The 24,591-nt window shown below is 61.1% G+C and carries 21 protein-coding genes and 5 pseudogenes; 14 read left to right on the top strand and 12 right to left on the bottom strand.

Annotation, left to right across the window (positions count from 1 at the left end; genetic code table 11):
• Positions 1–155 precede the first annotated feature (155 nt).
• The 5 genes and pseudogenes from CEC48_RS09240 to CEC48_RS09225 all read left to right on the top strand — a co-directional run.
• Complete coding sequence (locus CEC48_RS09240) at positions 156–1,892, top strand: IlvD/Edd family dehydratase (protein ID WP_088423460.1); 1,737 nt, start codon at positions 156–158, stop codon at positions 1,890–1,892.
• A 56-nt stretch (positions 1,893–1,948) separates the two neighbouring features.
• A complete protein-coding gene (locus CEC48_RS09235) occupies positions 1,949–2,671 on the top strand; it encodes a FadR/GntR family transcriptional regulator (protein ID WP_088423459.1) in 723 nt (240 codons plus the stop codon).
• A 191-nt stretch (positions 2,672–2,862) separates the two neighbouring features.
• Positions 2,863–3,942 (top strand): annotated as a pseudogene (locus tag CEC48_RS32140) (cache domain-containing protein); the annotation flags it as partial.
• 327 nt (positions 3,943–4,269) lie between these two features.
• A pseudogene (locus tag CEC48_RS32135) lies at positions 4,270–4,806 on the top strand (methyl-accepting chemotaxis protein); the annotation flags it as partial.
• A gap of 95 nt (positions 4,807–4,901) precedes the next feature.
• Positions 4,902–5,108: pseudogene (locus CEC48_RS09225) on the top strand (LLM class flavin-dependent oxidoreductase); the annotation flags it as partial.
• A gap of 119 nt (positions 5,109–5,227) precedes the next feature.
• Here the strand turns inward: CEC48_RS09225 and CEC48_RS32130 are convergent.
• The 3 genes and pseudogenes from CEC48_RS32130 to CEC48_RS09215 form a co-directional block, all read right to left on the bottom strand.
• Positions 5,228–5,701: pseudogene (locus CEC48_RS32130) on the bottom strand (methyl-accepting chemotaxis protein); the annotation flags it as partial.
• A 117-nt stretch (positions 5,702–5,818) separates the two neighbouring features.
• A pseudogene (locus CEC48_RS32125) lies at positions 5,819–6,514 on the bottom strand (PAS domain-containing protein); the annotation flags it as partial.
• Between the two features lie 243 nt (positions 6,515–6,757).
• The gene (locus CEC48_RS09215; RefSeq protein ID WP_088423456.1) at positions 6,758–7,261 is read right to left on the bottom strand and encodes a GAF domain-containing protein; all 504 of its coding nucleotides are present in this window, start codon (positions 7,259–7,261) and stop codon (positions 6,758–6,760) included.
• Between the two features lie 292 nt (positions 7,262–7,553).
• On the opposite strand from CEC48_RS09215, the gene ltnD reads away from it, so the two are divergent.
• The 6 genes from ltnD to CEC48_RS09185 all read left to right on the top strand — a co-directional run bounded on the left by ltnD (position 7,554) and on the right by CEC48_RS09185 (position 14,035).
• The gene (gene ltnD, locus CEC48_RS09210; protein ID WP_256579692.1) at positions 7,554–8,519 is read left to right on the top strand and encodes an L-threonate dehydrogenase; all 966 of its coding nucleotides are present in this window, start codon (positions 7,554–7,556) and stop codon (positions 8,517–8,519) included.
• Between the two features lie 10 nt (positions 8,520–8,529).
• A complete protein-coding gene (otnK, locus tag CEC48_RS09205; protein WP_088423454.1) occupies positions 8,530–9,822 on the top strand; it encodes a 3-oxo-tetronate kinase in 1,293 nt (430 codons plus the stop codon).
• A complete protein-coding gene (locus CEC48_RS09200) occupies positions 9,819–10,457 on the top strand; it encodes an aldolase (RefSeq protein WP_088423453.1) in 639 nt (212 codons plus the stop codon). The genes otnK and CEC48_RS09200 overlap by 4 nt, the downstream gene beginning before the upstream one ends.
• Positions 10,458–10,641: 184 nt before the next feature.
• Positions 10,642–12,102, top strand: coding sequence for an SLC13 family permease (locus CEC48_RS09195; protein ID WP_088423452.1), 1,461 nt, complete (start codon positions 10,642–10,644; stop codon positions 12,100–12,102).
• Positions 12,103–12,112: 10 nt separating this feature from the next.
• Positions 12,113–12,895, top strand: a complete 783-nt coding sequence (otnI, locus tag CEC48_RS09190) for a 2-oxo-tetronate isomerase (RefSeq protein ID WP_088423451.1) — start codon at positions 12,113–12,115, stop codon at positions 12,893–12,895.
• Between the two features lie 69 nt (positions 12,896–12,964).
• Entirely contained in the window at positions 12,965–14,035 is a 1,071-nt protein-coding gene (locus CEC48_RS09185) for an alpha/beta fold hydrolase (RefSeq protein ID WP_088423450.1), read from the top strand.
• On the opposite strand, the gene CEC48_RS09180 is transcribed toward CEC48_RS09185, so the two are convergent.
• Complete coding sequence (locus CEC48_RS09180; protein ID WP_088423449.1) at positions 14,032–14,853, bottom strand: DeoR/GlpR family DNA-binding transcription regulator; 822 nt, start codon at positions 14,851–14,853, stop codon at positions 14,032–14,034. The two genes, CEC48_RS09185 and CEC48_RS09180, sit on opposite strands and share 4 nt — an antisense overlap.
• A gap of 321 nt (positions 14,854–15,174) precedes the next feature.
• Between CEC48_RS09180 and CEC48_RS09175 the strand changes: the two genes are divergently transcribed.
• Positions 15,175–15,717 carry a histidine phosphatase family protein gene (locus tag CEC48_RS09175; RefSeq protein WP_088423448.1) on the top strand — a complete coding sequence of 181 codons (543 nt, stop codon included), beginning with the start codon at positions 15,175–15,177 and terminating at the stop codon, positions 15,715–15,717.
• A 17-nt stretch (positions 15,718–15,734) separates the two neighbouring features.
• On the opposite strand, the gene CEC48_RS09170 is transcribed toward CEC48_RS09175, so the two are convergent.
• A complete protein-coding gene (locus tag CEC48_RS09170) occupies positions 15,735–16,862 on the bottom strand; it encodes an alpha/beta hydrolase (RefSeq protein ID WP_088423447.1) in 1,128 nt (375 codons plus the stop codon).
• A 152-nt stretch (positions 16,863–17,014) separates the two neighbouring features.
• Between CEC48_RS09170 and CEC48_RS09165 the strand changes: the two genes are divergently transcribed.
• Positions 17,015–17,866 carry an EcsC family protein gene (locus CEC48_RS09165; protein ID WP_088423446.1) on the top strand — a complete coding sequence of 284 codons (852 nt, stop codon included), beginning with the start codon at positions 17,015–17,017 and terminating at the stop codon, positions 17,864–17,866.
• Between the two features lie 31 nt (positions 17,867–17,897).
• Here the strand turns inward: CEC48_RS09165 and CEC48_RS09160 are convergent, their stop codons facing one another.
• Positions 17,898–18,203 (bottom strand): protealysin inhibitor emfourin, encoded by a 306-nt coding sequence (locus tag CEC48_RS09160; RefSeq protein WP_088423445.1) that lies wholly within the window; start codon positions 18,201–18,203, stop codon positions 17,898–17,900.
• Positions 18,204–18,231: 28 nt separating this feature from the next.
• Complete coding sequence (locus tag CEC48_RS09155; RefSeq protein ID WP_088423444.1) at positions 18,232–19,293, bottom strand: M4 family metallopeptidase; 1,062 nt, start codon at positions 19,291–19,293, stop codon at positions 18,232–18,234.
• Between the two features lie 137 nt (positions 19,294–19,430).
• On the opposite strand from CEC48_RS09155, the gene CEC48_RS09150 reads away from it, so the two are divergent.
• The gene (locus CEC48_RS09150; protein ID WP_088423443.1) at positions 19,431–20,381 is read left to right on the top strand and encodes a DNA/RNA non-specific endonuclease; all 951 of its coding nucleotides are present in this window, start codon (positions 19,431–19,433) and stop codon (positions 20,379–20,381) included.
• Positions 20,382–20,408: 27 nt separating this feature from the next.
• Here the strand turns inward: CEC48_RS09150 and CEC48_RS09145 are convergent, their stop codons facing one another.
• From CEC48_RS09145 to pstC, 5 genes are all read right to left on the bottom strand, one after another.
• The gene (locus CEC48_RS09145; RefSeq protein WP_088423442.1) at positions 20,409–21,044 is read right to left on the bottom strand and encodes a hypothetical protein; all 636 of its coding nucleotides are present in this window, start codon (positions 21,042–21,044) and stop codon (positions 20,409–20,411) included.
• Positions 21,044–21,742 (bottom strand): hypothetical protein, encoded by a 699-nt coding sequence (locus CEC48_RS09140; RefSeq protein ID WP_088423441.1) that lies wholly within the window; start codon positions 21,740–21,742, stop codon positions 21,044–21,046. Before CEC48_RS09140 ends, CEC48_RS09145 begins: the two co-directional genes overlap by 1 nt.
• 104 nt (positions 21,743–21,846) lie before the next feature.
• Complete coding sequence (pstB, locus tag CEC48_RS09135) at positions 21,847–22,608, bottom strand: phosphate ABC transporter ATP-binding protein PstB (RefSeq protein WP_218192528.1); 762 nt, start codon at positions 22,606–22,608, stop codon at positions 21,847–21,849.
• A gap of 76 nt (positions 22,609–22,684) precedes the next feature.
• Positions 22,685–23,578: a phosphate ABC transporter permease PstA gene (pstA, locus tag CEC48_RS09130; protein WP_088423439.1), complete on the bottom strand. Its 894-nt coding sequence runs from the start codon at positions 23,576–23,578 to the stop codon at positions 22,685–22,687.
• The gene (gene pstC / locus CEC48_RS09125) at positions 23,578–24,543 is read right to left on the bottom strand and encodes a phosphate ABC transporter permease subunit PstC (RefSeq protein WP_088423438.1); all 966 of its coding nucleotides are present in this window, start codon (positions 24,541–24,543) and stop codon (positions 23,578–23,580) included. The genes pstA and pstC overlap by 1 nt, the downstream gene beginning before the upstream one ends.
• Between the last annotated feature and the right edge of the window lie 48 nt (positions 24,544–24,591).

Below are 24,591 nucleotides of genomic sequence, written 5' to 3'. Positions count from 1 at the left end.
CGGGTCGCCTCTCGCGGAAAACCGCCAGGGCCAAGCCTCGTTGAATCGGACTATATAGTATTACTATTTAATCAACAACACTTCCAAAGCGGCGATTTTACGCCTATGTTAAGCCGAGATTAGATCAATATAGTCTTACAATAAGAGAACACATCATGTCCGAGAAAAAGCCCGTCCTGCGCTCCGCCAGCTGGTTTGGTACTGCCGACAAAAACGGCTTCATGTACCGCAGCTGGATGAAAAACCAGGGGATTGCCGATCACCAGTTCCATGGCAAGCCGATCATCGGGATCTGCAACACCTGGTCGGAACTGACGCCCTGCAACGCGCACTTCCGCCAGATTGCCGAGCATGTGAAACGCGGGGTGATTGAAGCGGGTGGCTTTCCCGTGGAGTTCCCAGTGTTCTCCAACGGCGAATCGAACCTGCGCCCCACCGCCATGCTCACCCGCAACCTGGCCAGCATGGACGTTGAAGAAGCCATTCGCGGCAACCCCATCGACGGCGTGGTGCTGCTGACCGGCTGTGACAAAACCACCCCGGCACTGCTGATGGGCGCCGCCAGTTGCGACGTACCGGCGATCGTCGTCACCGGCGGGCCGATGCTCAACGGCAAGCACAAGGGCCAGGACATCGGCTCGGGCACCGTGGTGTGGCAGCTCAGCGAACAAGTCAAGGCAGGCACCATCACCCTCGACGATTTCCTCGCGGCCGAAGGCGGCATGTCGCGCTCGGCGGGCACCTGCAACACCATGGGCACCGCCTCGACCATGGCCTGCATGGCCGAAGCACTGGGCACTTCCCTGCCCCACAACGCGGCGATTCCGGCGGTGGATGCACGGCGTTATGTGCTGGCGCACATGTCTGGCATGCGTGCGGTAGAGATGGTGCGTGAAGACTTGAAGCTGTCGAAGATCCTGACCAAGGAGGCCTTCGAGAATGCGATCCGTGTCAACGCCGCCATCGGCGGCTCGACCAACGCGGTGATTCACCTGAAAGCCATCGCCGGGCGCATCGGTGTCGAGCTTGACCTGGACGACTGGACCCGCATGGGCCGTGGCATGCCGACCATCGTCGACCTGCAACCGTCCGGGCGTTTTTTGATGGAAGAGTTCTACTACGCCGGTGGCCTGCCGGCGGTGCTGCGCCGCCTCGGTGAAGCCAACCTGATCCCGCACCCAAACGCGTTGACCGTCAACGGCAAGTCCCTCGGCGAAAACACCAAGGACGCGCCGATCTACGGCCAGGACGAAGTGATCCGCACCCTCGACAACCCGATCCGCGCCGACGGCGGTATCTGTGTGCTGCGTGGCAACCTCGCCCCACTGGGTGCGGTGCTCAAGCCTTCGGCGGCCAGCGCTGAACTGATGCAGCATCGCGGGCGCGCGGTGGTGTTCGAGAACTTCGACATGTACAAGGAACGGATCAACGACCCGGAACTGGACGTGGATGCCAACTCGATCCTGGTGATGAAAAACTGCGGCCCCAAGGGTTACCCGGGCATGGCGGAAGTCGGCAACATGGGCTTGCCGGCCAAACTGCTGGCCCAGGGCGTAACGGACATGGTGCGTATTTCCGATGCGCGCATGAGCGGTACGGCCTATGGCACCGTGGTGCTGCACGTGGCACCGGAAGCGGCAGCCGGCGGCCCCCTGGCCACGGTGAAAGAAGGCGACTGGATCGAACTGGATTGCGCCAACGGGCGCCTGCACCTGGACATCCCGGACGCCGAACTGGCAGCACGCATGGCCGACCTTGCACCACCACAGCAACTGATTGTCGGGGGCTACCGGCAGCTGTACATCGACCACGTATTGCAGGCAGACCAGGGCTGCGACTTCGACTTCCTGGTGGGCTGCCGTGGCGCCGAAGTGCCGCGTCATTCCCACTAATTGGGACGGGAGGAATGCTATGATGCCGCCAATTTCGCCAGAGTAGCCTTCCTGTTATGGATCAGCAGCCGACCAAGCCGCGCAAGAGCATGCACGCCCAAATCGTTCAGGACTTGGGCATGCACATCGTTTCCGGGCGCTTCAAGCCGGAAGAACGATTGCCCATGGAGGCCACCCTGTGCGAGGAATACAAAGTCAGCCGGTCGGTATTGCGGGAGGCCACTCGGGTACTGAGCGCCAAGGGCCTGGTGATTTCCAAGCCCAAGGTCGGCGCGGTTGTGCGCCCCCGGGTGCAGTGGCACTTGCTGGACCCGGACGTGCTGTCCTGGCTGATGCAGTCGACGCCCCACAGCGAGTTTTTCAACACGCTGGCCGGTGTACGCCGGATCCTGGAGCCGGAAATCGCCGCCATGGCGGCGACCACCGCCACCGACGCCGACATCACCACCATCGAAAAAGCCTACCTCGGCATGGAAACCGCGAACACCCACGAAGCGCTGTTGCAGGCCGACCTGGACTTCCACCGCGCGATTGCCGACGCCACCCGCAACGACCTGCTCGCCTACATGTGCAACATGCTGTCGTTGCCGTTGCGCGAGTCGATCAACATCACCAACCGCCGCCCGGATATCCAGGGCCTGAGCCTGCCCCGCCACAAGGCCATCCTTACCGCCATCCAGAACCGCGACGCCCTCGGCGCCCGGCATGCCTCCCTGGTGCAGCTGGATGACACCCGCGTGGCGCTGGACACGGTGATGAATGTGCTGACCCCGCTGTAACGCGGGGCTTGGCCCCATCGCACCCTCCTGCCCTTCCCCGCTTAAACACCCCCTCCAGCCTCAAGTGCGCGCCCCCTCAGTCGATATACAGGGGGTATGCATGGGCTACACCGTACTCACCACAACACATGCGACGCTCGACGCTACTGTTTCCTCCTTGCCAAAAACTATAAATACCCGCGGGTGAAATCATGAATATCAAGCAGAAGCTGACCTGGGCCTTTGCGGCCATCGCGTGCCTGCCGGTCATCCTGGTGGCCGTGCTCGTTGTGCTGAATGTGCGCGACGGGGCCTTGGCCAACTTCCTCGACAGCAGCGGTCGCGAGATCCGCCAGATCGACAATGGCATGAAGCAGTTCTTCGACGGCATCAGCCAGAACGTCGACTACGTGGCCAAGGACCCGCGCGTTGTCGCGGCCAAGGACCTCAAGAGCTACGCCGGCGCCGACGCCGCGCAAACCCCGCTGACCCCGACGAACAAAGACCTGCTGGCGATTTTCGACCAGTTCGCCAAAAGCCATCCGAGCACCGCCTACCTGTCCCTGGGCCTGAGCGACGGCGGATACGCCAGTTGGCCTGACGATACCAAACTGAATAACTACGACCCGCGCGTACGCCCCTGGTACAAAGCTGCCATCGCCGCGCCGGGTACCACCGTGCGCACTGGCGCCTACTATTGGGCACCGGACGATGTGGTGCTGATCGGCACCGTGCACACCGTCGCCGACGCCACCGGCAATATCCTGGGTGTGGTCGGCCTGGATGTGTCCCTCAAGCAACTCACCGAACTGGTGCGCAACATCAAGCTGGGCGACAGCGGCTACCTGATGCTGGTGGAAGCCAACGGCAACGTGCTGGTAGACCCGAGCGACGCCAAGCACAACTTCAAGCCAATGGCCGACCTGGGCCCCAACTATGCCGAACTGGCCAAGCGCGGCGACGGCGTGACCCAGGTCGAGATTGACGGCGTGCCGTACATGGCCAACGTGGTCAGCTCCCAAGGCCTGGGCTGGCGCTTTATCGGCCTGATCAAGCGTGACGAAGTGATGGCCGGCGCGACACGCCTGACTTGGCTGATCGTCGCCATCGCGGCGGCATTGGCGGTGATCTTCGCCATTGTCGGCGCCAGCTTCGCGCGTGTGATCGTGCGCCCGATTCGTGGCGTGGCCGACGGCCTGCAAGAAATCGCCGAAGGTGAAGGCGACCTCACCCGCCAGCTCAAGGTACAAGGCAAGGACGAAACCGCCAGCCTGGCAGGCTGGTTCAACCAGTTTTTGAGCATGATCGCCCAGTTGGTGCAGCGCATCGGCAGCGCCTCATCCGACCTGCAAACCGCGGCCGCCGACACCCGTGAAGTCGCGCACAACATGAACCAGGCCGCCGGCCGCCAGCGCGAAGCCGTGGAGCTGGTCAGCACCGCGTTCAACGAAATGGTGGCCACCGCCAACGAAGTCGCACGTTCGTGCAGCGCGGCGGCCTCGAGTGCCGACGAAGGTTATCGGGACGTGCACGATGGCCAGCAACACATCGGCGAAGCCACCGGCAGCGTACTCAAGCTGAGCGAAGACCTGCAAAAGTCGACCCAGACCATGCAGTTGCTCGAACAGGACAGCAAGAACATCAACACCATCCTCGACACCATCCGTTCGATTGCCGAGCAAACCAACCTGCTGGCCCTCAACGCCGCCATCGAAGCCGCTCGAGCCGGTGACCAGGGCCGTGGGTTTGCCGTGGTGGCCGACGAAGTCCGCGCCCTCGCCCGACGCACCGCCGATTCCACCGGCGAGATCGACAGCCTGCTCGGCAACCTCGCCCGCCGCACCCAGGAAGTCACCCTGCAGATGCAGGGCAGCCTGCAGGTCTCGCACACCAGCGTGGAGCGCATCCAGCAGGCCCGCGACAGCTTCGACAAGATCCGTGGCTCGGTCGACTCGATTCGCGACCAGAACACCCAGATCGCCACGGCCGCCGAGGAACAGCACCAGGTGGCCGAAGAGATCAACCGGCACATCGCGCAGATCCATGCCGATGCCCAGTTGGTGGAAGGCTTTGCTCATTCGGCCCAGACCGGGTCCGGACGGTTGACGGATATTTCCGGTCAGCTCAAGGGCCTGGTGGGTCGCTTCAAGTTCTGAGCCCGCCTGCGCGGCGGTGAACAGCTCACCGTCTCCAGCGCCACATCATTCCCAGCCATTTGTCAGCTTGCCGCAAGGCAACGCACATCACTCTATTCGCCGGCCGCCCGGAGTTTGAACTGGAGAGCTTGCACAAGACCGCGATGATTGGCACGCCGGAAGAAATCATCCCGCGCATCCGGTATTACCAGGAGTTGGGTGTCGACGAGTTCAGCTTCTGGTGTGATAACAGCTTGCCCCACGCGGAGAAGAAAAAATCCCTGGAGATGTTTATCAGGCACGTGGTACCGGCATTTCGCTGAGGGTAATCCCTGAACCACACACCGCGCCGGCAAAAAAAAACGCCACTCAATGAGTGGCGTTTTTTTTCATACCCGGTTCGACGTCAAGACCAAGGCGGGCGCTCGCACAAAGCGAGGCTCTACCCCACCCAACTGATCGCGGTCTTTGGAATCACTTCCGATTCATCCAGCTTGGAAGCGAACATGCTTACCGCCTCGACCGCGTCACTGGTGCCATTGCGAATCTGCAAAATTACCGAGCCAGCTTGATCGGCCAGCGTAACGCCGCGCTGCGCGCCTTCCTGCGTGGTGTTCATGCTGACCACCGCGTCCCGTGTCTCGGCGAGTATCTTGCTGATCATCTCGGAAATTTCCGCCGTTGAGCGACTGGTGCGTCCCGCCAGTTGCCTGACCTCATCGGCGACGACCGCAAACCCCCGCCCTTGATCCCCTGCGCGGGCGGCCTCGATGGCCGCATTGAGTGCCAGCAGGTTGGTCTGGTCGGCGATCCCGCGAATGGTATTGACGATCGCGGTGATCTGCTCGGAACGATCCCCCAGTTGCCCCACCAAGCGCGCAGACGCGCCGATGTTTTCGGCAATGCGGCGCATCTCACTGGCGGTCTCTTGAATGACCTGAGTGCCCTGCTCGGCAAACTTCTCCGTCTCGGCAGAAATATGGTAAGCCCGAGAAGCTCCGCGGGAGTCGGCCTCGAATTTCTCGACCCGCTCGGTGATATCACTGGCGAACTTGACGATCTTGGTTAACTTGCCGTCAGCGTCATAGACCGGGTTATAGCTTGCCTCCAGCCACACGACACGGCCGTGCTTGCCGAGGCGTTTAAATTGCCCGCTGAAAAACTCGCCCGCATTCAGGCGACGCCAGAAGTCGGTGTACTCATTGCTGTTAACCAGGGCGGGTTCGCAAAACAGGCGGTGATGCTTGCCCTTGAGTTCCGCCAGCCCATAACCCATGACATTCAGAAAGTTTTCGTTGGCGACCAATACATTACCGCTCAGGTCGAACTCGATCACCGCCATGGCCCGGTCCAGCGCCGCGAGCTTGCTGCGGGTGGCGGCCTCCTGTGCCACTTTGTCTGTGACGACAAGCGCGTACTTGACGATTTTCAACACCTGGCCACGCTCGTCCAGCACCGGGTTATAACTGGCCTCCAGCCAGACAGTCTGCCCGTCTTTATGGACCCTCTGAAAGGTGCCGGAGACGAATTTTCCAGCCCGAAGCTCGGCCCAAAATTCGCTGTACGCTGCGCTGCTCGTCAAGGCAGGCAAGCAAAAGTCCCGATGTGACTTTGTACTCCATTCATCCGGGCGATATCCCAAAGCCTGCAAGAAGTTATCATTGGCGCGAAGTACCTTGCCGTTCAAGTCGAATTCGACCACGGCCATCGAGCGCTCAAGTGCAGCCATCAATCCTTTGTACCCTGCAACATCGGCCGTCCTGGCCGCCAGTTCTGTTTTTAACGTTTTATTGAACATGACGTACCCCTTCAGAGCAGTGGGCTCTAAAGGCGCTATCGGCTGTCAGTTACGGAACTAAACACCACCAGTCAGACTTTTTATTTGACGTCAATTTAATGCGTTTTTACGCCCGCTGAAGACCGCTGAGCATCGCCAAAAAGGGCGGCCGTCGCCCAGAGGCACAAAGGCAATTCAGACCTTCTGAAGTGCCGCCCCGCCACTTCCGCGCTGAACGTCCAGCGTGGTACTTATCAGCCGCGTAAAAATAGCTAAAAGCTCAATCATTTCAGGATTTTGGAGCTTTTTCGGTAACGAGTCCAAGGCACACAACGTACCGAAAAAAGTGCCGTCTGCCAGCACAATAGGCAGCGAAACATAGCTTTCGAAACCGTAATGTTTCGGCAATGGATGCTCTGAAAATACGGGGTCGAAACTGGCATGTTCGATGACAATTGGTTTTCGACTGGCGCGCAGTTCGTTGCAGAGGGTAGCTTCTACTAAAAACTCTTCGCCTGCCCCTAAGCCAAAGTGCAACTCATCGTGCACGGCACATGCTATCCAGTGGGTATCCGTCATTTTTGAAATGGCGGCGAACCGCATATCCGTCAACCGAGCGGTAAGCCTCAAAATGCTAGAGGTGGCTTCTATCTCAGCAATCGCTGAAATTTCCTCAACAGTCAGTCTATTAATGTTAATCCCCTTTAAGACACATTAAAAATTTCAGCCAAAAGACGTCAGGACGCTATGGGGTTCAATCATCTCCAAACCACGATAGCCGTCAACCTGAAAACAGCGGCCTGACAACGCCAGCGTCCTCTGCTCAGATCTTTAATCAGTGACCCTCGCGGGTGCGCAATGTTCCAACCTGCCGCAGCGGGTCGACCAAGCGCCCACCGTTCCTGCGCTTTACCTGGCACCGCCCTGGCCTAGGGTACGATCCAGCGATGTTAAAATATGTTATTTAAAAAAAATAACTTCACATAATCCGATCACTGGTGGATTATCAGCCCAACACGTATCGCCCCCTGACCACAAAACAGGAACCCCCATGAATAATAAGAACGTAGGCGTTATCGGACTTGGCGCGATGGGCCTGGGCATTGCCCGCTCGTTGCTGCGCAACGGCTTCAATGTGCATGCCTGTGATGTGCGTGAAGCCGTCACACAACAGTTCGCCAGCGAAGGCGGCATCGCCTGCAACTCGCCAAAGCAGATGGCGGATGAATGCGATGTGATCATCACCGTGGTGGTCAATGCCGAACAGACCGAGACCGTGCTGTTTGGCGAGCACTCGGCGGCGGCTGCATTGCGCCCGGGAAGCCTGGTGATTGGCTGCGCCACGGTGGCACCGACCTATGCGGTGGAGCTGGGCAAGCGCCTGGCAGACGTCGGGTTGCTGTACCTGGACGCACCCATCTCCGGTGGTGCGGCCAAGGCAGCAGCCGGCGAAATGACCATGATGACTTCCGGCCCGGCCGAGGCCTACGCCAAGGCTGATGACGTACTCGCGGGCATGGCCGGCAAGGTCTATCGACTGGGCGACGTGCATGGCCTGGGCTCCAAGGTCAAGATCATCAACCAGTTGCTGGCAGGCGTGCACATTGCGGCCTCCGCCGAAGCGATGGCATTGGGGCTGCGCGAGGGGGTCGACGCCGACGCCTTGTATGAGGTGATCACCCACAGCGCCGGCAATTCCTGGATGTTCGAGAACCGTGTGCCGCACATTCTCAAGGCCGATTACACCCCGTTATCCGCCGTGGATATTTTCGTCAAGGACCTGGGCCTGGTGCTGGATACCGCCCGGGCCAGCAAGTTCCCGCTGCCGCTGTCGGCCACCGCGCACCAGATGTTCATGCAGGCCTCCAGTGCCGGTTTCGGGCGTGAGGACGATTCGGCGGTGATCAAGATTTTCCCGGGCATCGAACTGCCGGTTGCCAAGCCCGACTCCGTATAAGGACTGCTCCATGAACCGACCTGCCGCACGCCCATTGCTGGGCTGCATCGCCGACGATTTCACCGGGGCCACCGACCTCGCCAACATGCTGGTGCGCGGCGGAATGCGTACCGTGCAGAGCATTGGCATCCCGAGCGACGAAGTCGCGGCCGGGCTGGACGCCGATGCAATCGTCATTGCCCTGAAATCCCGCACCCTGCCCGTTGCAGAGGCCGTCGCCGATTCATTGGCGGCCCTGGAATGGTTGCGCGCACAGGGTTGCGAGCAGATTTTCTTCAAGTACTGCTCCACATTCGACTCGACCTCTGCCGGCAATATCGGCCAGGTCAGCGAAGCACTGCTCACGGCGCTGGGCAGTGATTTCACCCTCGCCTGCCCGGCGTTTCCGGAAAACGGCCGGACGATTTTCCGTGGTCATCTGTTCGTGCAAGACCAATTACTCAATGAGTCGGGCATGCAGCACCATCCACTGACGCCCATGACCGATGCCAACCTGGTGCGCGTGCTGCAATCGCAAACCTCCCACAAGGTTGGCCTGCTGCGCTACGACAGCATCGCCCAGGGCGTTGCGCAAGTACGCGAGAAGATCGCCGAGTTGCGCGCCCAAGGTGTCGGCATGGCAGTAGCCGATGCGCTGTCTGACCAGGACCTTTATACCCTCGGTGCCGCCTGCGCCGATTTGCCCCTGCTGACCGGCGGCTCGGGCCTGGCCCTGGGGCTTCCGGAAAATTTCCGCCGCGCCGGCAAGCTGCGCGACTTCGACCCGGCCTCGCTGCCCACGGTAGAAGGCGGCGAAGTGGTGCTGGCCGGCAGTGCGTCGATTGCCACCAACGGCCAGGTAGCCGCGTGGATCGAGGCCGGGCGGCCAGCGCTGCGCATTGACCCGCTGGCGCTCGCGGCCGGTGAGCCGGTGGTGGCCAACGCCGTGGCTTTTGCACGCAACCAGCCACACACCGTATTGATCTACGCCACCAGCACCCCGGACGAGGTCAAGGCGGTCCAGCAGCAACTGGGCGTCGAGCGTGCCGGCGAGTTGGTGGAGAGCGCCTTGGGCGCCATCGCCCAAGCCCTTCGCGACAGCGGTGTGCGGCGCTTTGTGGTCGCCGGTGGTGAAACCTCCGGCGCCGTGGTTAAAGCCCTCGGCGTACACCTGTTGCAGATTGGCGCGCAGATCGACCCCGGCGTACCAGCCACTGTCAGCAACACCGCCGAGCCGCTGGCGCTGGCCCTCAAGTCAGGCAACTTCGGCGGCCGGGACTTTTTCGACAAGGCCCTGAAGCAATTGACCGGAGGTGCGCAATGAGTCGCGAAAACGCCCTGCGCGAGGAGATTTGCACGGTTGGGCACAGCCTCTACCAGCGCGGATATACCGTGGGCAGCGCCGGCAACATCAGCGCCCGGCTCGACGACGGCTGGCTGATCACCCCCACCGACGCCTGCCTTGGGCGCCTGGACCCTGCGGCGATTGCCAAGGTCGATCTGGCCGGCAAATGGGTATCGGGCGACAAGCCGTCAAAAACCCTGGCCCTGCATCGCCAGGTCTACGATCGCAACCCTGGGGTTGGTGGCGTGGTGCATACCCATTCCACACACCTGGTGGCCCTGACGCTGGCCGGCGTGTGGAGCCAGGACGACATCCTGCCGCCGCTCACGCCGTATCAGGTGATGAAAGTCGGCCATATCCCGTTGATCAACTATCAACGCCCTGGCGCCCCCAATGTCGCCGAACAGGTGGCACAACTGGCCAACCGCGTGCGCGGCGTGATGCTCGAACGCCTGGGCCCGGTGGTCTGGGAAAGCTCCGTGTCCAGGGCCAGTTACGCCCTGGAAGAACTCGAAGAAACCGCCCGGCTTTGGCTGATGAGCAACCCGCGACCGGCGCCACTGGACCAGGCCGCACTGAACGAACTGCGGGAGACGTTCGGCGCCCAGTGGTAGGCCTCGGGATTTACCCGCAACGCCCTTGATGCACGCCTTCGCGACGAGAGGCAGCCAAGCTGTCGCGACAACGTGCCTGAACAATAAAAACAACAGGACATTCCAGCATGACCCAGCCCTACTGCAGTGTTGACGCTTACAGTGGCACCCACCTTTCACACGTTCTGCGCGGCGGGTGGATGCTATGAGCCCACTTATTCTGATGGCAACCGCGGGCCTTGGGATCACGCTCCTGCTGTTCCTCGTCCTCAAGTACAAATTCCAGCCGTTTGTGGCGCTGATGCTGGTGAGCATCCTGGTGGCCTTGGTCGCCGGGGTGAAACCGGCCGACCTGGTCGCCACCATCGAAGGCGGGATGGGCAAGACCCTCGGCCACATCGCAATCATCATCGCCCTGGGCGCCATGATCGGGCGCATCATCGAACTGTCCGGCGGTGCCGAGGCGCTGGCGAAAACCCTGATCGAACGCTTCGGTAATCGGCGCACGCCACTGGCGCTGACCGTTGCCGGCTTCATCATCGGTGTGCCGGTGTTCTTCGAAGTGGGGGTGATCATCCTGATGCCCCTGGCGTACGGCGTCGCCCGCCGCGCGCGCAAACCGCTGCTGATGTTTGCCTTGCCGATGTGCGCGGCGTTGCTCACGGTGCATGCGTTCCTGCCACCGCATCCGGGTGCCGTGGCGGCCGCCAGCCAACTGGGCGCTGACCTCGGCCGGGTACTGATGTTCGGGCTGCCGCTCACGGCATTCCTGTGCTACGTCGGTTACCGCGTGGCGGGCCGCATGACACGGCGTTTCTACCCGATGTCCGATGATATCCGTGCCGAAGTCTACGGCCCCCATGTGACTAACGACGACCTGCGCGCCTGGCACAACGGCAACGCCCAGAACGTCGAACAGGCTGCCGGGGCCGTCGCGCATATGGGCCTGGAAGAGTCCACCAGCAGTATCGTTGCCAAGCTGCCACCCGCCCCGGCGCCGGGCTTTGGGCTGATCGTCAGCCTGATCCTGTTGCCCATAATCCTGATTCTGCTGGGCACCCTGGCGACGTCGCTGCTGCCTATCGAATCGACCCTGCGGGCGATCATGACCGTCCTCGGCGCGCCGCTGGTGGCGTTGCTGCTCGACACCTTGCTGTGTGCCTGGTTGCTCGGCTCCCGTCGCGGCTGGAGCCGTACCCAGGTGTCTGATGTGATCGGCTCGGCATTGCCGGGCGTGGCCATGGTGATCCTGATCGCCGGGGCCGGCGGCGTGTTCGGCAAAGTGCTGGTGGACACCGGGATCGGTGCGGTGGTCTCCGACCTGCTGCGCACCACCGGGCTGCCGGTGCTGGCACTGGGCTTTTTGCTGACCATGTTGCTGCGCGCGGTGCAGGGTTCGACCACCGTGGCACTGGTGACGACTGCGGGTATCATCAGCCCGTTGATTGCCACGCTCAACCTGACGCCCAACCATATGGCGCTGCTGTGCCTGGCCATGGGCGGTGGCGGGCTGGCGATGTCGCACATCAACGACGCCGGTTATTGGATTTTTACTAAACTGGCCGGCCTCAACGTGGCTGACGGCTTGCGTACCTGGACGGTGATCACCACCCTCCTGGGCACCCTGGGCTTCCTTATCACCCTGTTGATCTGGCCTTTTGTCTGAAGGAGCTCACATGCCTCGCTTTGCTGCCAACCTGAGCATGCTCTACCCCGAACATCCATTTCTGGAGCGCTTCGCCGCGGCCGCCGCCGATGGTTTCGAAGCGGTGGAGTACCTCTTTCCCTATGAGTACAGCCCCCAGGAACTGCAACAACGCCTGACCGACAACGGCCTGGTACAAGCCCTGTTCAACGCGCCGCCCGGTGATTGGGCGGCGGGCGAGCGCGGCATCGTGACCTTGCCGGGTCGCGAGGACGAGTTTCGCTCAGGTTTCGACCGGGCGTTGGAATACGCCGCCGTGCTGGGCAATACCCGCGTCCATGTGATGGCCGGCTTGCTGCCTTCGGAAAGCGACCGTGCGCGCCACCATGGCGTGTACCTGGAAAACCTCGCCTACGCTGCCGCCCAGGCGCAGCAGGCCGGCATCACGGTGTTACTGGAACCGATCAACACCCGGGACATGCCGGGGTTTTTCCTCAACCGCCAGGATCAGGCACAGGCCATCTGCAAGGAGGTCGGTGCCAGTAACTTGAAGGTGCAGTTTGACTGCTATCACTGCCAGATCGTCGAGGGCGACCTGGCCGTCAAGCTGCGTCGCGACATGGACGGCATTGGCCATATCCAGATTGCCGGCGTGCCTGACCGGCATGAACCGAACCTCGGTGAGCTGAATTACCCTTACCTGTTCCAGCTGATCGACGAACTGGGGTATGACGGCTGGATAGGCTGCGAATATCGACCGCGCGGCGACACCTCGGCCGGCCTGCAATGGTTGCGCGACTGGAAGGCACGCTAAACAACGCTACCCTCCCCTGCGCGCCGCTCGCGCAGGGGCTCCCAGAACAAAAACAACAGGACACTTCCCATGCAGCGCTTCGCTTCCCGGCCCGCTATCGGGCTGCTGTTTTCGCTGGTTGTTACCGGTTCCACTGTGAGCGCCGCGCCGTTGCCGGCCGCGACCGAAGGCGACTGGGTAGCCCCCGAGTTCACCTTCCACACCGGTGAAAAGCTCGCCAACCTGAAGCTGCACTACGTCACCCTTGGCAACCCGAAGCATCCGGCCATCCTCTACCTGCACGGCACGTATCGGCCCGGCAGTGATGTGCTGAGCAAGGATTTCGGTGGCGAATTGTTCGGCCCCGGGCAGCCGCTGGACGCCAGCAAGTACTACATCATTTCCACCGACGGGATTGGCGTCGGTCAATCGAGCAAGCCCTCGGACGGCCTGCGCACCAAATTCCCCGAGTACAACTACACGGATATGGTCCAGGCCCAGTACCGGCTGGTCACCGAGGGCCTGGGGGTCAAGCACCTGCGCCTGGTCATCGGCAACTCCATGGGCGGCATGCAGACCTGGATGTGGGGCCAGACTTGGCCACAGATGATGGACGCGCTGGTGCCCATGGCCTCACAGCCCACCGAGATGTCGTCACGCAACTGGATGATGCGCCGGCTGTTGGTGGAGTCGATCAAGCAGGACCCGGCGTGGAACAACGGCAACTACAGCGTGCAACCGCCGTCCTTACGCCTCGCCAACGCGCTGTTCAGCGTCGGCACCAGCGGTGGCGACCTGGCCTATCAGGCAGCGGCGCCTACCCGGGCCCAGGCCGACAAGCTGGTGGATGAGCGCCTCAACGCGCCGCAAACCGCCGACGCCAACGACTTTATCTACCAGTGGCAATCGTCTGCCGACTACAACGCAACGCCAGGCTTGAACAAAATCCAGGCCCCGGTACTGGTCATCAACTCGGCGGACGACGAACGCAACCCACCGGAAACCGGGCGCCTGGAAGCCTCGATGCGCGAACTCAAGGATGCGCGGTTGCTGCTGATTCCGGCCAGCGCAGAAACCCGTGGCCATGGCACCACCGGCATGGCGAAGTTCTATACGAAGGAGTTGGGGCAGTTTATGCAGCAGACCGAGAAGGTGCGTTAGGCCGGTGTGAGGTCGGACGGCAACATCAGTTCGACTCCTTGCTTGCGTATGCCGTCCGCCGCGGCGGGCGCCAACGCTGCGTCACTGATGACGATATCGAACTGCTCAAGCCCAGCGATCTTGTACATGCTGAAGGTGCCGTACTTGGAACTGCTGGCCACCAGCACCACTTGCGACGCCGACTGCATGGCGACCTGCTTGACCTCCACCTTCAACGCCGAAGGGGTGGTTATGCCACGCCGCAGGTCCCAGGAACTGGTGGAGATGAAGGCGATGTCGGTGACCACCTGGCGCAGGGTGGCCACCGCCAGCCCGCCGACACACGAATGGTTGGAGTGATCCAACTGCCCGCCGGTGTGAATCACCGTCACTTGCGGGGCGTCCATCAGCGCCTGCACCACCCCGAAGTCGTTGGTCACCACCGTCATGCCGGCGAGTGCCTTGATGTAAGGCACGATCTCCAGCGTGCTGGTGCCTGCATCCAGGTAAATCGTCATGTCTGCACGCAGCAAGCGCGCGGCGAGCCTGGCCATGGCTTGCTTCTGCGGCAACTCGACCACGGCCTTGAGCTGATGGCTCGGCTCGCTGTGAAGCTGACTGGCAATGCGCACTCCACCGGTGACCGAATACGCCCGGCCTTCCTGCTCCAGCAACGCGATATCGCGCCGCACGGTCATGTGTGAGCAGTCGAACATCTCCATCAACTGATGAACACTCAGCACTTGATGCTTGCGCAACTGACGCAGGATCAGCTCACGGCGCTGATCAGGAATCATCGGTGCGCCGCTCTCGGCGGTGATGTCCTTCTGGCTTGGCATTCGAGGCTCCAACGGGTACGGCGGGCGGGGTTCAGTGAACCACATAGTAGCGAATCCACTGCGGCCCGCGCGAGCGTGGCAAAAAATGCAGCCGCCGTAAAATGAATGACCCGCGCTTAGTACGCCGCAGCACCCAGCATCAACGTCATAATCGCACGCTCGACCGGGCCCGGGACCTGCTCAATCGCCAGGTTTACTTTTGAAAAATACCCTCTGCAACGCAACGCCCTTCGTTTACTCTGCACACCGAACGGCCGCACCTATCCATTCGCCGCATCAGTACAAGGACGTCAACCCACCGTGAGTAGAGAAATAATCCTGATGCGCCACGGGCAGCCAAAGCTGCTCGGCACCGACAAACTGTCGGGACTTGAGATGGAAGGCTGGATCGAACGCTACAACCAGTCCGAAATCACCCACCAACCCGTCCCGGATGCCAGCTTGCGGCTCGCTGCAACCGCCACGGTGATTGTCTCGAGCAGCGCGCCGCGTGCACTGGCCTCGGTCCAGGCACTCGGGCTGAAGCCCGCTTTCGTCGACGTGCTTTTCTGTGAAGCGCAACTGCCTTTTGTTCGCTGGCATTTGCCACGGCTGTCGCCGTTTACCTGGGCGTTTATCCTTCGCGTCTTATGGCTGTGCGGTTACGCGCGCGACGTCGAGTCCGCCGCCGCTGCAAAGCTACGCGCCAGCACGGCAGCCCAGCGCCTGCAGTCGGTTGCCAGCGAAGGGCCGGTTCTGCTGCTCGGGCATGGTTTTATGAACCGAATGATCGCCAAACAACTGCTGGCCGATGGATGGGTTCGCCAAACGCGTGACGGCAGCCAGTATTGGAGCGCGACGGTGTATCGATTGGGCGATGCCTAGAGCGGCCGCGCCTCACGCTACTTCAACCGCCCCGCCTCACCCAGCCAGGCTGGCGCGCCGTTGTGCAACCATTCAGTGGCCGCAGGGTTGTGTTTGATGCGGCTATCCAGAAATGCCACACCAACGGCCTGAATCGCCGCCACTTGCTTGGGGTCCGGAGCCGGTTCGCCCGCCATCGGGCTACCGCCGCCAGGTTTGGGGCCGTGCTTGTGCCCTCGACCTTTGGGCGCATCGCCGGGCGGCTCACTGCCCTTGTCGGCCTTTTTCGCCGGCCGGCTGAATAACTCGCTACCGGACAAGGTCTTGTGTGTCGCACTGTTCAATTCCAACTGAACACTGCCCACTGCCGTCAGCGACTCTCCCAACACTTCTCGCTGGCGATAAGAACTCACCCAGTTGAACGGATCTTCATCCTGCTGACCGGTCATCGACAGCACCGGCGCTGCTATCCGGGCGAACACTTCAGGCCGGGTGCCGACTTCCACATAAGGGCTGAGCAGCAACACCGCTTTAGGCTGAACCGCAACGCCCGACGCGGCGCCAGGTTCCAGCGCCCCGGCCAGTGCCTCAGCGGTCTGCGCTCCAAAATCAAAACCGGCCACCACGACCTGGTTCCAGTCGATGGCAGCCAGTTGCGCATCGCCTTTGGCGGCCCGCGCCCGAACCTCGGCCAGGACTTTTTGCAATGTGGTCAGCCTGTCGCGTAAGGCAGCGGCTGAGTAATGACTGCTCGCCATCCCGCGAAAATCGCCATACACCGCCTGCTGCGACGCAAAAATCGACTGATCATGGGCGTGCCCCTGAACCGACAGCACCGCATAACCGGCCTGCGCCCATGCCTTGCGCCACTGCACGCCGCCCGAGGCCGACTCACCCAAGCCTGGCAAGTAAATAATCAAGGGCATCTGCTCATGGGTCACCGGCGCCAGCCACGCAACGTCCACCGATTGCTGATCGAGTTGCCAGGTTGCGCCCCAGCCGGCCGTTTCGTAGTGGGACGGTTGATAGGCGGTGCCCAGCTCTTTATTGACCCGTTCGGTAAATTCGGCTCGCGGGTTTGGCGGGTCGCCCGCACAACCGGAGATCAATCCCAGGCTACCCACCAAGGCGCCCACAGCCAGCCAGTACCGAGGTTGAAGGTTCATTCGATTCACGCGCACGTCCAGATCAAGATGATCTGGCAGCCTAACCGACCCGCTGGCGAACGAAGCACAAGCGCAGGTAAAGAATGGGTAAAGCGTGACGGCACGATGGCCCTCCTCGCGGGTCTTTGCCTTATGAGAGCCGAAAAAATTTCATGGAGACGCCTGTGAGCATCAGAGACAACCCCGAGGACTACCAGGATCTCAAGCGGGCCGTCGGCTTGCTGGAGTCACCTTCCCTGACAGCGAGGCTGTCCGGCATGATCGGTTCACCCATTGAAAGCGCGATAAAGGCATTGCCGGGGGCGGTTTCAAAAAGGATCAACGGCGCCGTGGCGGCGGCGCTGCATTCATCCGCCGGTGCGGCGCTGAAGAGCCTGGACAACCGCCCGAAAAAGCCCGCCTCGACCCGGCTGCACAAGGTCTACGCAGCGACCTCGGGCGCTATCGGCGGGGCCTTCGGTTTTGCGGCACTGTTTGTCGAGCTGCCTATCTCCACCACCATCATGATGCGCTCGGTCGCCGACGTGGCGCGCAGCGAAGGTTTCGACCTGGGAGACTTTGCGACCAAGCAGGCGTGCATCGAGGTGTTTGCCATGGGGGGCAACAGCCAGGCCGACGATGCGACGGAGACGGGCTACTACATGACCCGCAGTTTCACCACCCAGGCCATGCAACAACTGTCGAAGGAGCTCGCGGGGATAGCCGCCAAGCAGGGCTCCAAAGCCATCGGCAGCCTGTCCCCGGGGCAAGCCGGGAAATGGCTGGCGATTTTGATCGACAACGTCGCGACACGTTTTGGCTTTACCATTTCCAGCAAGTTCGCGGCGCAGGCCGTTCCCGTGATGGGGGCCTTTACCGGGGCGACGATCAACGCACTGTTCACCCATTTCTATCAGGACATGGCGCGGGGGCACTTCATCGTCAAACGGCTTGAAGAGAAATATGGTTTTGAGCAGATCAAGAATGAGTACATGGCCATCAAGGCGGCGCCCCGGGTGAACTAGAAGCTGGAGGGCATCAGCCTTTCACTGCGCCTCAGCCCCGGATATGTCGACGCACACACTGCACCAGCCCATCCAGCGCCTGGGACTTCACCGGGGCCAGCACGCAGACCGTGTGCTCAAGCCCGCCCTCCGCTACCGTCAAGGTGTAATGCACCTGGCCGGGATGGGTGGAGGTCGGCAGGGCACTTTGCGGCAACTGAAAAAAGTCTGAAGCCTCGATCAGTTGCCGCAACTCTTGCTGGTCCTGCTCAGTCAAGGTGCCCACCTCCACAGTGCGGGGTTTGGACAAGCCGGGAAAAAACGCCGGACCGCCGTTTTCCGAAATCGAGATATGCATCACTGTTCCTCACTGTCAAAGCGTGTTGTCAGACATCAATGCCCACCGCTTTCCAGCCTTCCTTGACCGCCTTCTGCTCATCCTTGTTCGCACCATAAAGCCGACCGGCGATATCGTAGGTAATCCGCGCAAACCGCAGAAACCCCGAGTTCGGCCGCAAACGCGGGTCGCGCAAGGCGTCGTACCAGATGCGCCCTGCCCGCTCCCAGGCAAACCCGCCGATCAATGTGGCCACCTGATAGAACGCATGGTTGGGGATGCCGGAATTGATATGCACCCCGCCATTGTCGTCATAGGTCTGCACAAAATCATCCATATGCCCGGGTTGAGGGTCTTTACCCAACAGCTTATCGTCGAATGCAGTACCGGGCGCTTTCATCGAGCGCAGGGCAACGCCTTTGATCTTTTTGGTAAACAACCCTTTGCCGATCAACCAATCGGCGTCCTCTGCCTTTTGTTTCAACGCATATTGCTTGATCAGCGAGCCGAACACGTCCGACAGCGACTCATTCAACGCACCGGATTGATTGAAATACATCAGCTTGGCCTCATCCTCGGTGACGCCATGAGCCAACTCATGGCCAATCACATCAAGCGCGATGGTGAACCGATTGAACAGCTGCTGATCCCCATCACCAAAGACCATTTGGGTCGAATTCCAGAACGCATTGTTATAGCTCTGGCCAAAGTGCACGGTCGCGTCCAGCGCCAGGCCGGCATCGTCGATGGAGTTACGGTCAAATACCTGCTCGAAAAAGTCGAACGTGGCGCCCAAACCGTCATAGGCCTCGTCCACCGCCGCATCACCGCTGGCGGGTTGCCCTTCGCCACGGATCAGCTTGCCGGGCAGGCTATCGGTGCCATCGGCGCTGTAGATCGACCGCCGCTTTGAAGCAGCCATCGCCAGGGCCATGTGGGCTGGACCTTTGGCCGGCAGCGCGAGCATGCGCAACGAACGGAACGTGCTGTCCTTGGCGCGGGTGCGTAACGCACAGTCGCGCTGGGCTTTATCGCCGTTGCGCGCGATTTGATCGAGCATATACGGGGGGATAAGGCAGAAAATCGGATTACGACCATGGCGAACACACATTGACCAGCTCCCTTTAGACTCGTGGTGAAGATCCAGGCGACCCCTTCAGGATAGTCGCCGCGGGTAAGCGCGTGACGTCAATTGTCATAAACCTGTGTTGCAGTTGTGTTATCCAAGGCCCAGCAAGGAGCACCTCCATGCCTGCACGTAAAGCCAAAGTCGACCTGTCGCACCGTCCTCGGCTCGCCGACCTGCGACCCTTGATCCCAGCCAGCCCGACAATGACGCTGATGGAAGCCAGGGCCGCGACCAAAAAGGTCACGCCGGCCAAGGACCTGCAAGACCGGCACGGCTACGCCGACGACTTCCTCAGCAGCTTCGTCGTGCCTTGGCCCACGGTCGATGAGGCACTGGCTGGCGACGTACAAGCGCTGGACACCGGAGGCACACGGCTGGACTACCTGCATTTCTCAGTGACCATGTCACGCTCCCGACGACTGGCGCTCTACGTTGGCGTCAATATCGACGGCGGCCAGCAGGTAGAGGTGCCCCGCAGCAACGATAGCTGGGCCTACGACGGCCGCCTGCCCGTCAGCGCCCAGGTGGGCGACGAGCTCTACGCCAGTAATGGCCTGGACCGTGGCCACCTGGTGCGCCGACAAGACCCCAATTGGGGCGAAGAAGCGACCCTCGCCAACCTCGACACCTTCCACTTCACTAACTGCTCGCCACAGATGAGCGCGTTCAACCAGAAGACCTGGCTGGAACTCGAGGACTACATTCTCGACAACACTCGGCGCTGGAAAGCCCGAGCCACGGTGTTTACCGGCCCGGTGCTGGCGGCTGATGACCGTGTCTACCGTGGCGTCAAAATCCCCAAGGCGTTCTGGAAAGTGGTCGCCTATCTGGGCGATGACGGAAAACCGTCCGCCAGCGCCTATATGATCGACCAAAGCCGCGAGCTGGATCAGTTGGACCTGATGTTTGGCCAGCTCAGAACCTACCGCCGCAGCGTGCTGCAAATCGAACAACTGACCGGCATTCAGTTCGCCAACCTGGCCGACTATGACGGGTTCAGCAACGAAGAGCGCGCGACGGGCACGCACATTGAAGCGCTTATCCAGGGGCCCGAAGATATTCGGCTTTGACCAACAGGTTCAGGGATCGCTTTAGCGTCAGGAGGAGAAAATTTCTGAGCGTCGTGGCACCGGTTGCGGATGCCTAAGCGGTTGCTGCCTGGCAAGTTGCGCCTGGACTTCAGCGACGGCATCCAGGACCCTCTGCGCCCAGTGCTCATCCTCTGGGTTCACCACAACCACGCGAAAGCCGTGATCATGGCCTTCAAGCTGCACGCCTTCGGAATCATCGACATGCAAGTCGATGTCGAATGCCGGCGGAAATTTCGAGGGCGAGTTCAACAACCCATGCACCGCCAGGGCGCGGTTGTGCAGCACACTGTTTACCACGCCGTCGACACGGATGCCGTACAGCAGCAACCAACGCTTGATGTAGGACGGTGTTCGACCAGACGAGGTGTAGACCCACACACTGCAGCCCTGGCGCCGTAGCTCGCGGGTCAGCGAGCGTGTGCCCATGCGCAACGGCTCGCCCAGCCACCGGTGGATACAGGCAGGCAGCCAGCTGTGTTCGACAGCGCAGTGGTGGAGCTGACACGCCAAGGTGTCATCGATATCAAACGAAATACGGATGCGCGGGCGCCTGGACAGGGGTGCCGGCATGCAAGACTTGATGGCCTGCCACGCCCGCGCGCTGTAAACCCGGCATGTCTGCAGGGTTGGATACCGGCTCATCAGTGGCCTCCCTTATAGGCAGGCAGCGGTGTTTCGCCCAGGAAAAACGCCTTGGGATCGGGCGCCTGCTCTTCCAGGAAGGCTGCATATTTTTTCTTGATCTTGGGCAATTCGTACAAAGCCTTTACACCATGCTTGGCGGAGTTGCGTATCACCGATGAGGGGTTGAAGTAGCCCTCGGCGTTTTCCAGCGTCAGCACAAACGGCGGCAAGCCTGCACGCATGAGCAAATAGCTGACGATAAGCGACCCGCTGCGGTTGTTACCTTCAATGAACAATTGCGGTTTGCTGAGGATGCGCACATAGACACCGGCCGCGCGCTTCCAGACGGACTCGCTGCGATAGGCGCAATACCAGTTGTACAAGTCCTTTATTCCCCCCTCAACATTGTTGAAGAAGTGTTCCTCGGTAGCCGCCAGGTGCTGAGCGTATTCCAGTCGACGTACCGGGTCCTTGCCGCAGAGCACGGTGGCATTGATCTCCAGCATCAGGTTCAGTTGCTGAAGGTCGAACAGGTCGACGCCGCGTGCGACATAGTCATCAATCAGCGCATAGCCTTCAAGCACATTCTGCAACACCTCGTCGGTCAAGGGGTCACGCTGCTCGGTAAAGTCCCGGCTGAGCTCGGCAAAACGGCCCTGCACCTTACGCAGTGCGCGTTCAATCGCGGGTAAATCAAGACGACGCGTTGCAGACATTGGCGACCCTGCGAAACAGTAGATAAGAAAGTAAAACGACCGGATGCCGGCCAACGCCGTTTTTCGGCATTGGTGGCATACGGCCTTGATCGGACGTGTGCTGCCTAGCTGAATTTGCCGCTGATGTAATCCTCGGTCATTTTTTCGCGCGGGCTGCCGAAAATCTCGGCAGTCGGGCCCATCTCAACCAGGTAGCCGGTGCGCGAGCCCTGGGAAATATCCACCGAGAAAAAGGCGGTCGTGTCAGCCACGCGAATGGCCTGCTGCATATTGTGGGTCACCAGGGCGATGGTGTAGTCCTTCTTCAACTCGACCATCAACTCTTCAACCCGGCGAGTGGCGATCGGGTCGAGCGCCGAACAGGGCTCATCCAGCAACAGCACTTCCGGTTCGGTGGCGATAGCACGCGCAATACACAGCCGTTGCTGCTGGCCACCGGAAAGTGACAGGCCACTGACCTTGAGCTTGTCCTTGACTTCATCCCACAGCGCGGCGCCTTGCAGGGCGTGCTTGACGCGGTCGCCCAGGTCGCCCTTGTAGCGATTGAGGCGCAGGCCGAAAGCGACGTTGTCGAAGATGCTCATCGAGAACGGGTTCGGCTGCTGAAACACCATGCCGATATAGCGACGCACGACCACCGGGTCTACGCCCTTGCCATAGACGTCTTGCCCGAGGAAATGCACATGCCCCTCAAAGCGAAAACCCTTCACCAGGTCGTTCATCCGGTTGAGGCTGCGCAACACGGTACTTTTGCCGCAGCCGGAAGGACCAATAAAGCCGGTGATCTTGTTTTTCTCAATCGGCACATGGCTGTCACGCACCGCCATGAAGTTGCCGTAGAAAATCTTGTCGAGCTTGCAGTCCATGACCACAGGCTCCTGGGTGACAAACGGAGCGGCTATTTGCGCAGTTGATACGTTCAAAGTTCAGTTGCTCCCGTTCTCAATACTTGGGCTTGCCGAAAATGCGGCTCACAATGTTCACCACCAGCACGATCATCACCAGCACCAGCGAAGCTGCCCAGGCGAGTTCGAGCTGGTTGTCGAAGGGCATGCCGGAAAAGTTGTAAATCAGCACGGCAAGCGATGCCGTCGGATTCATGACCGCCAGGCTGCCGTCGTGGTAGATCCAGTAGTTACTGAACAGCGCGGTAAACAACAACGGCGCGGTTTCGCCCGCAGCGCGTGCCACGGCCAGCATCACGCCCGTGAGGATCGCCGGCATGCCGGTGGGCAGGATGATTTTCCAGATGACCTGCGAGCGGGTGCAGCCCATGCCGTAGGCGGCGTCCTTCATGATCTTGGGCACCATCCGCATCGACTCTTCAGCCGTCAGCACGACGATGGGCAGCATCAGCACCGCCAGTGCCACGCCACCTGCCGGCGCCGAGTAGGTACCGGTGGTCATGACTACCAGGGCGTAGGCAAATACACCGGCCAGAATGGACGGCAGGCCCGTGAGCATCTTGGCGGCAAAACGCGCGGCGTTTGCCAGCTTGCTGTCGGGCCCCAGTTCAGCCAGGAAGATGGCTGCCATGATGCCGACCGGCACCGCGATCGCGGCCGCGATACCGACCATGACGAAGGTGCCTGCCATCGCGTTGCCGAAGCCGCCGCCCGTCTCGAAACCGGTGGGCGGCAGTTCGGTGAATACCTCCAGGCTCAGCCGTGCCCCGCCACGCGTGATCAGCATGTAGAGCACGGAAATCAGCGGCACGCTAGCCAGCAGCGCGCCAAACCAGACCAGCGTGGTCAACACCAGGCTACGCAGGGCGCGGCCTTCGAACTTGCGCTGCAGGCTGGGGACGGCGGCTACAGGAGATGTGAGGTTAGTCATCATTTGGTACCCCGCTGGGCGTAGAGCATGATCATCGAACCGATGATGTTCACCAGCAGCGTGATGAACATCAGCACCAGTGCGGCATACATCAACACCTCGATCTCGTTGGGCCCGGCTTCGGGGAAGTTCAGCGCCAACAAGGCGGCCAACGTGTTGGCCGGCGCAAACAGAGAAAGCGAAATGTTGTTTGCGTTACCCACCAGCATGGCCAGCGCCATGGTTTCACCCAGCGCGCGGCCCAGGCCGAGGACCAGGGAGCCGAAAATGCCCGTGGCAGCAGACGGCACCATCACCTTGAGAATCGCTTCCCAGTGGGTGGTGCCCATGCCGTAGGCGGCCTGCTTGGTTTTCATCGGTACGCTGGTGAGGGCGTCCTGGGAAACGGCGGCGATGGTCGGCAGAATCATGATGGCCAATACCAGCGCCGCAGGGAGCAGCCCCGGCCCGCTCAAGGACGTGCCGAAAAAAGGTATCCAGCCCAGTTCACTGTTCAACCACGCGGTGAGCGGGCGAATCGCCGGGATCACCACGTAGATGCCCCACAGGCCATACACCACGCTGGGGATGGCCGCGAGTAATTCGACGATGGTACGAAACACGGCTGCCAGCTTCGCCGGCAGGAAATCCTGGGTCAGGAAAATCGCCATGCTGACGCCGAAAAAGCCTGCGATCAGCAACGCGATCAGGGCGCTGTACAGCGTGCCCCAAATAGCCGGCAAAATGCCGTACTTGCCTTGATTAACGTCCCAGACACTGCCGAAAATCACGTCAAAACCGTGCTTTTCCATGCCTGGAAGGGCCTTGCGTCCTACCTCGAAGACCAAGGCGAAGACCAACGCCAGAATCAGAACCACCCCTATTCGCGCAAGCGCACGGAAGGTGCGATCAACCAGGAAATCCTTTGTAGAGGGCGGCTGGCAGGCGGAATCCGGGTTAACCGGTACGACAAAAGGTGAGTTCATTGGCTAGTTCCGGAACAGGGGGGAAACTCCCCCGGCGTGGCTGAGCGC

The organism is Pseudomonas sp. K2I15 (genome assembly GCF_002204795.1).
GTDB lineage: Bacteria > Pseudomonadota > Gammaproteobacteria > Pseudomonadales > Pseudomonadaceae > Aquipseudomonas.
The sequence above is the reverse complement of the archived record's forward strand: the minus strand, read 5'-3'. Positions and strand labels throughout refer to the sequence as shown.

Bases quoted from the DNA above. Each gene is read 5' to 3' on its own strand.
- CEC48_RS09240 (WP_088423460.1), top strand. From the start codon at position 156: ATGTCCGAGAAAAAGCCCGTCCTGCGCTCCGCCAGCTGGTTTGGTACT.
- CEC48_RS09235 (WP_088423459.1), top strand. From the start codon at position 1,949: ATGGATCAGCAGCCGACCAAGCCGCGCAAGAGCATGCACGCCCAAATC.
- otnK (WP_088423454.1), top strand. From the start codon at position 8,530: ATGAACCGACCTGCCGCACGCCCATTGCTGGGCTGCATCGCCGACGAT.
- CEC48_RS09200 (WP_088423453.1), top strand. From the start codon at position 9,819: ATGAGTCGCGAAAACGCCCTGCGCGAGGAGATTTGCACGGTTGGGCAC.
- CEC48_RS09195 (WP_088423452.1), top strand. From the start codon at position 10,642: ATGAGCCCACTTATTCTGATGGCAACCGCGGGCCTTGGGATCACGCTC.
- otnI (WP_088423451.1), top strand. From the start codon at position 12,113: ATGCCTCGCTTTGCTGCCAACCTGAGCATGCTCTACCCCGAACATCCA.
- CEC48_RS09185 (WP_088423450.1), top strand. From the start codon at position 12,965: ATGCAGCGCTTCGCTTCCCGGCCCGCTATCGGGCTGCTGTTTTCGCTG.
- CEC48_RS09180 (WP_088423449.1), bottom strand. From the start codon at position 14,853: ATGCCAAGCCAGAAGGACATCACCGCCGAGAGCGGCGCACCGATGATT.
- CEC48_RS09175 (WP_088423448.1), top strand. From the start codon at position 15,175: ATGCGCCACGGGCAGCCAAAGCTGCTCGGCACCGACAAACTGTCGGGA.
- CEC48_RS09170 (WP_088423447.1), bottom strand. From the start codon at position 16,862: ATGAACCTTCAACCTCGGTACTGGCTGGCTGTGGGCGCCTTGGTGGGT.
- CEC48_RS09165 (WP_088423446.1), top strand. From the start codon at position 17,015: ATGGAGACGCCTGTGAGCATCAGAGACAACCCCGAGGACTACCAGGAT.
- CEC48_RS09160 (WP_088423445.1), bottom strand. From the start codon at position 18,203: ATGCATATCTCGATTTCGGAAAACGGCGGTCCGGCGTTTTTTCCCGGC.
- CEC48_RS09155 (WP_088423444.1), bottom strand. From the start codon at position 19,293: ATGTGTGTTCGCCATGGTCGTAATCCGATTTTCTGCCTTATCCCCCCG.
- CEC48_RS09150 (WP_088423443.1), top strand. From the start codon at position 19,431: ATGCCTGCACGTAAAGCCAAAGTCGACCTGTCGCACCGTCCTCGGCTC.
- CEC48_RS09145 (WP_088423442.1), bottom strand. From the start codon at position 21,044: ATGAGCCGGTATCCAACCCTGCAGACATGCCGGGTTTACAGCGCGCGG.
- CEC48_RS09140 (WP_088423441.1), bottom strand. From the start codon at position 21,742: ATGTCTGCAACGCGTCGTCTTGATTTACCCGCGATTGAACGCGCACTG.
- pstB (WP_218192528.1), bottom strand. From the start codon at position 22,608: ATGGACTGCAAGCTCGACAAGATTTTCTACGGCAACTTCATGGCGGTG.
- pstA (WP_088423439.1), bottom strand. From the start codon at position 23,578: ATGACTAACCTCACATCTCCTGTAGCCGCCGTCCCCAGCCTGCAGCGC.
- pstC (WP_088423438.1), bottom strand. From the start codon at position 24,543: ATGAACTCACCTTTTGTCGTACCGGTTAACCCGGATTCCGCCTGCCAG.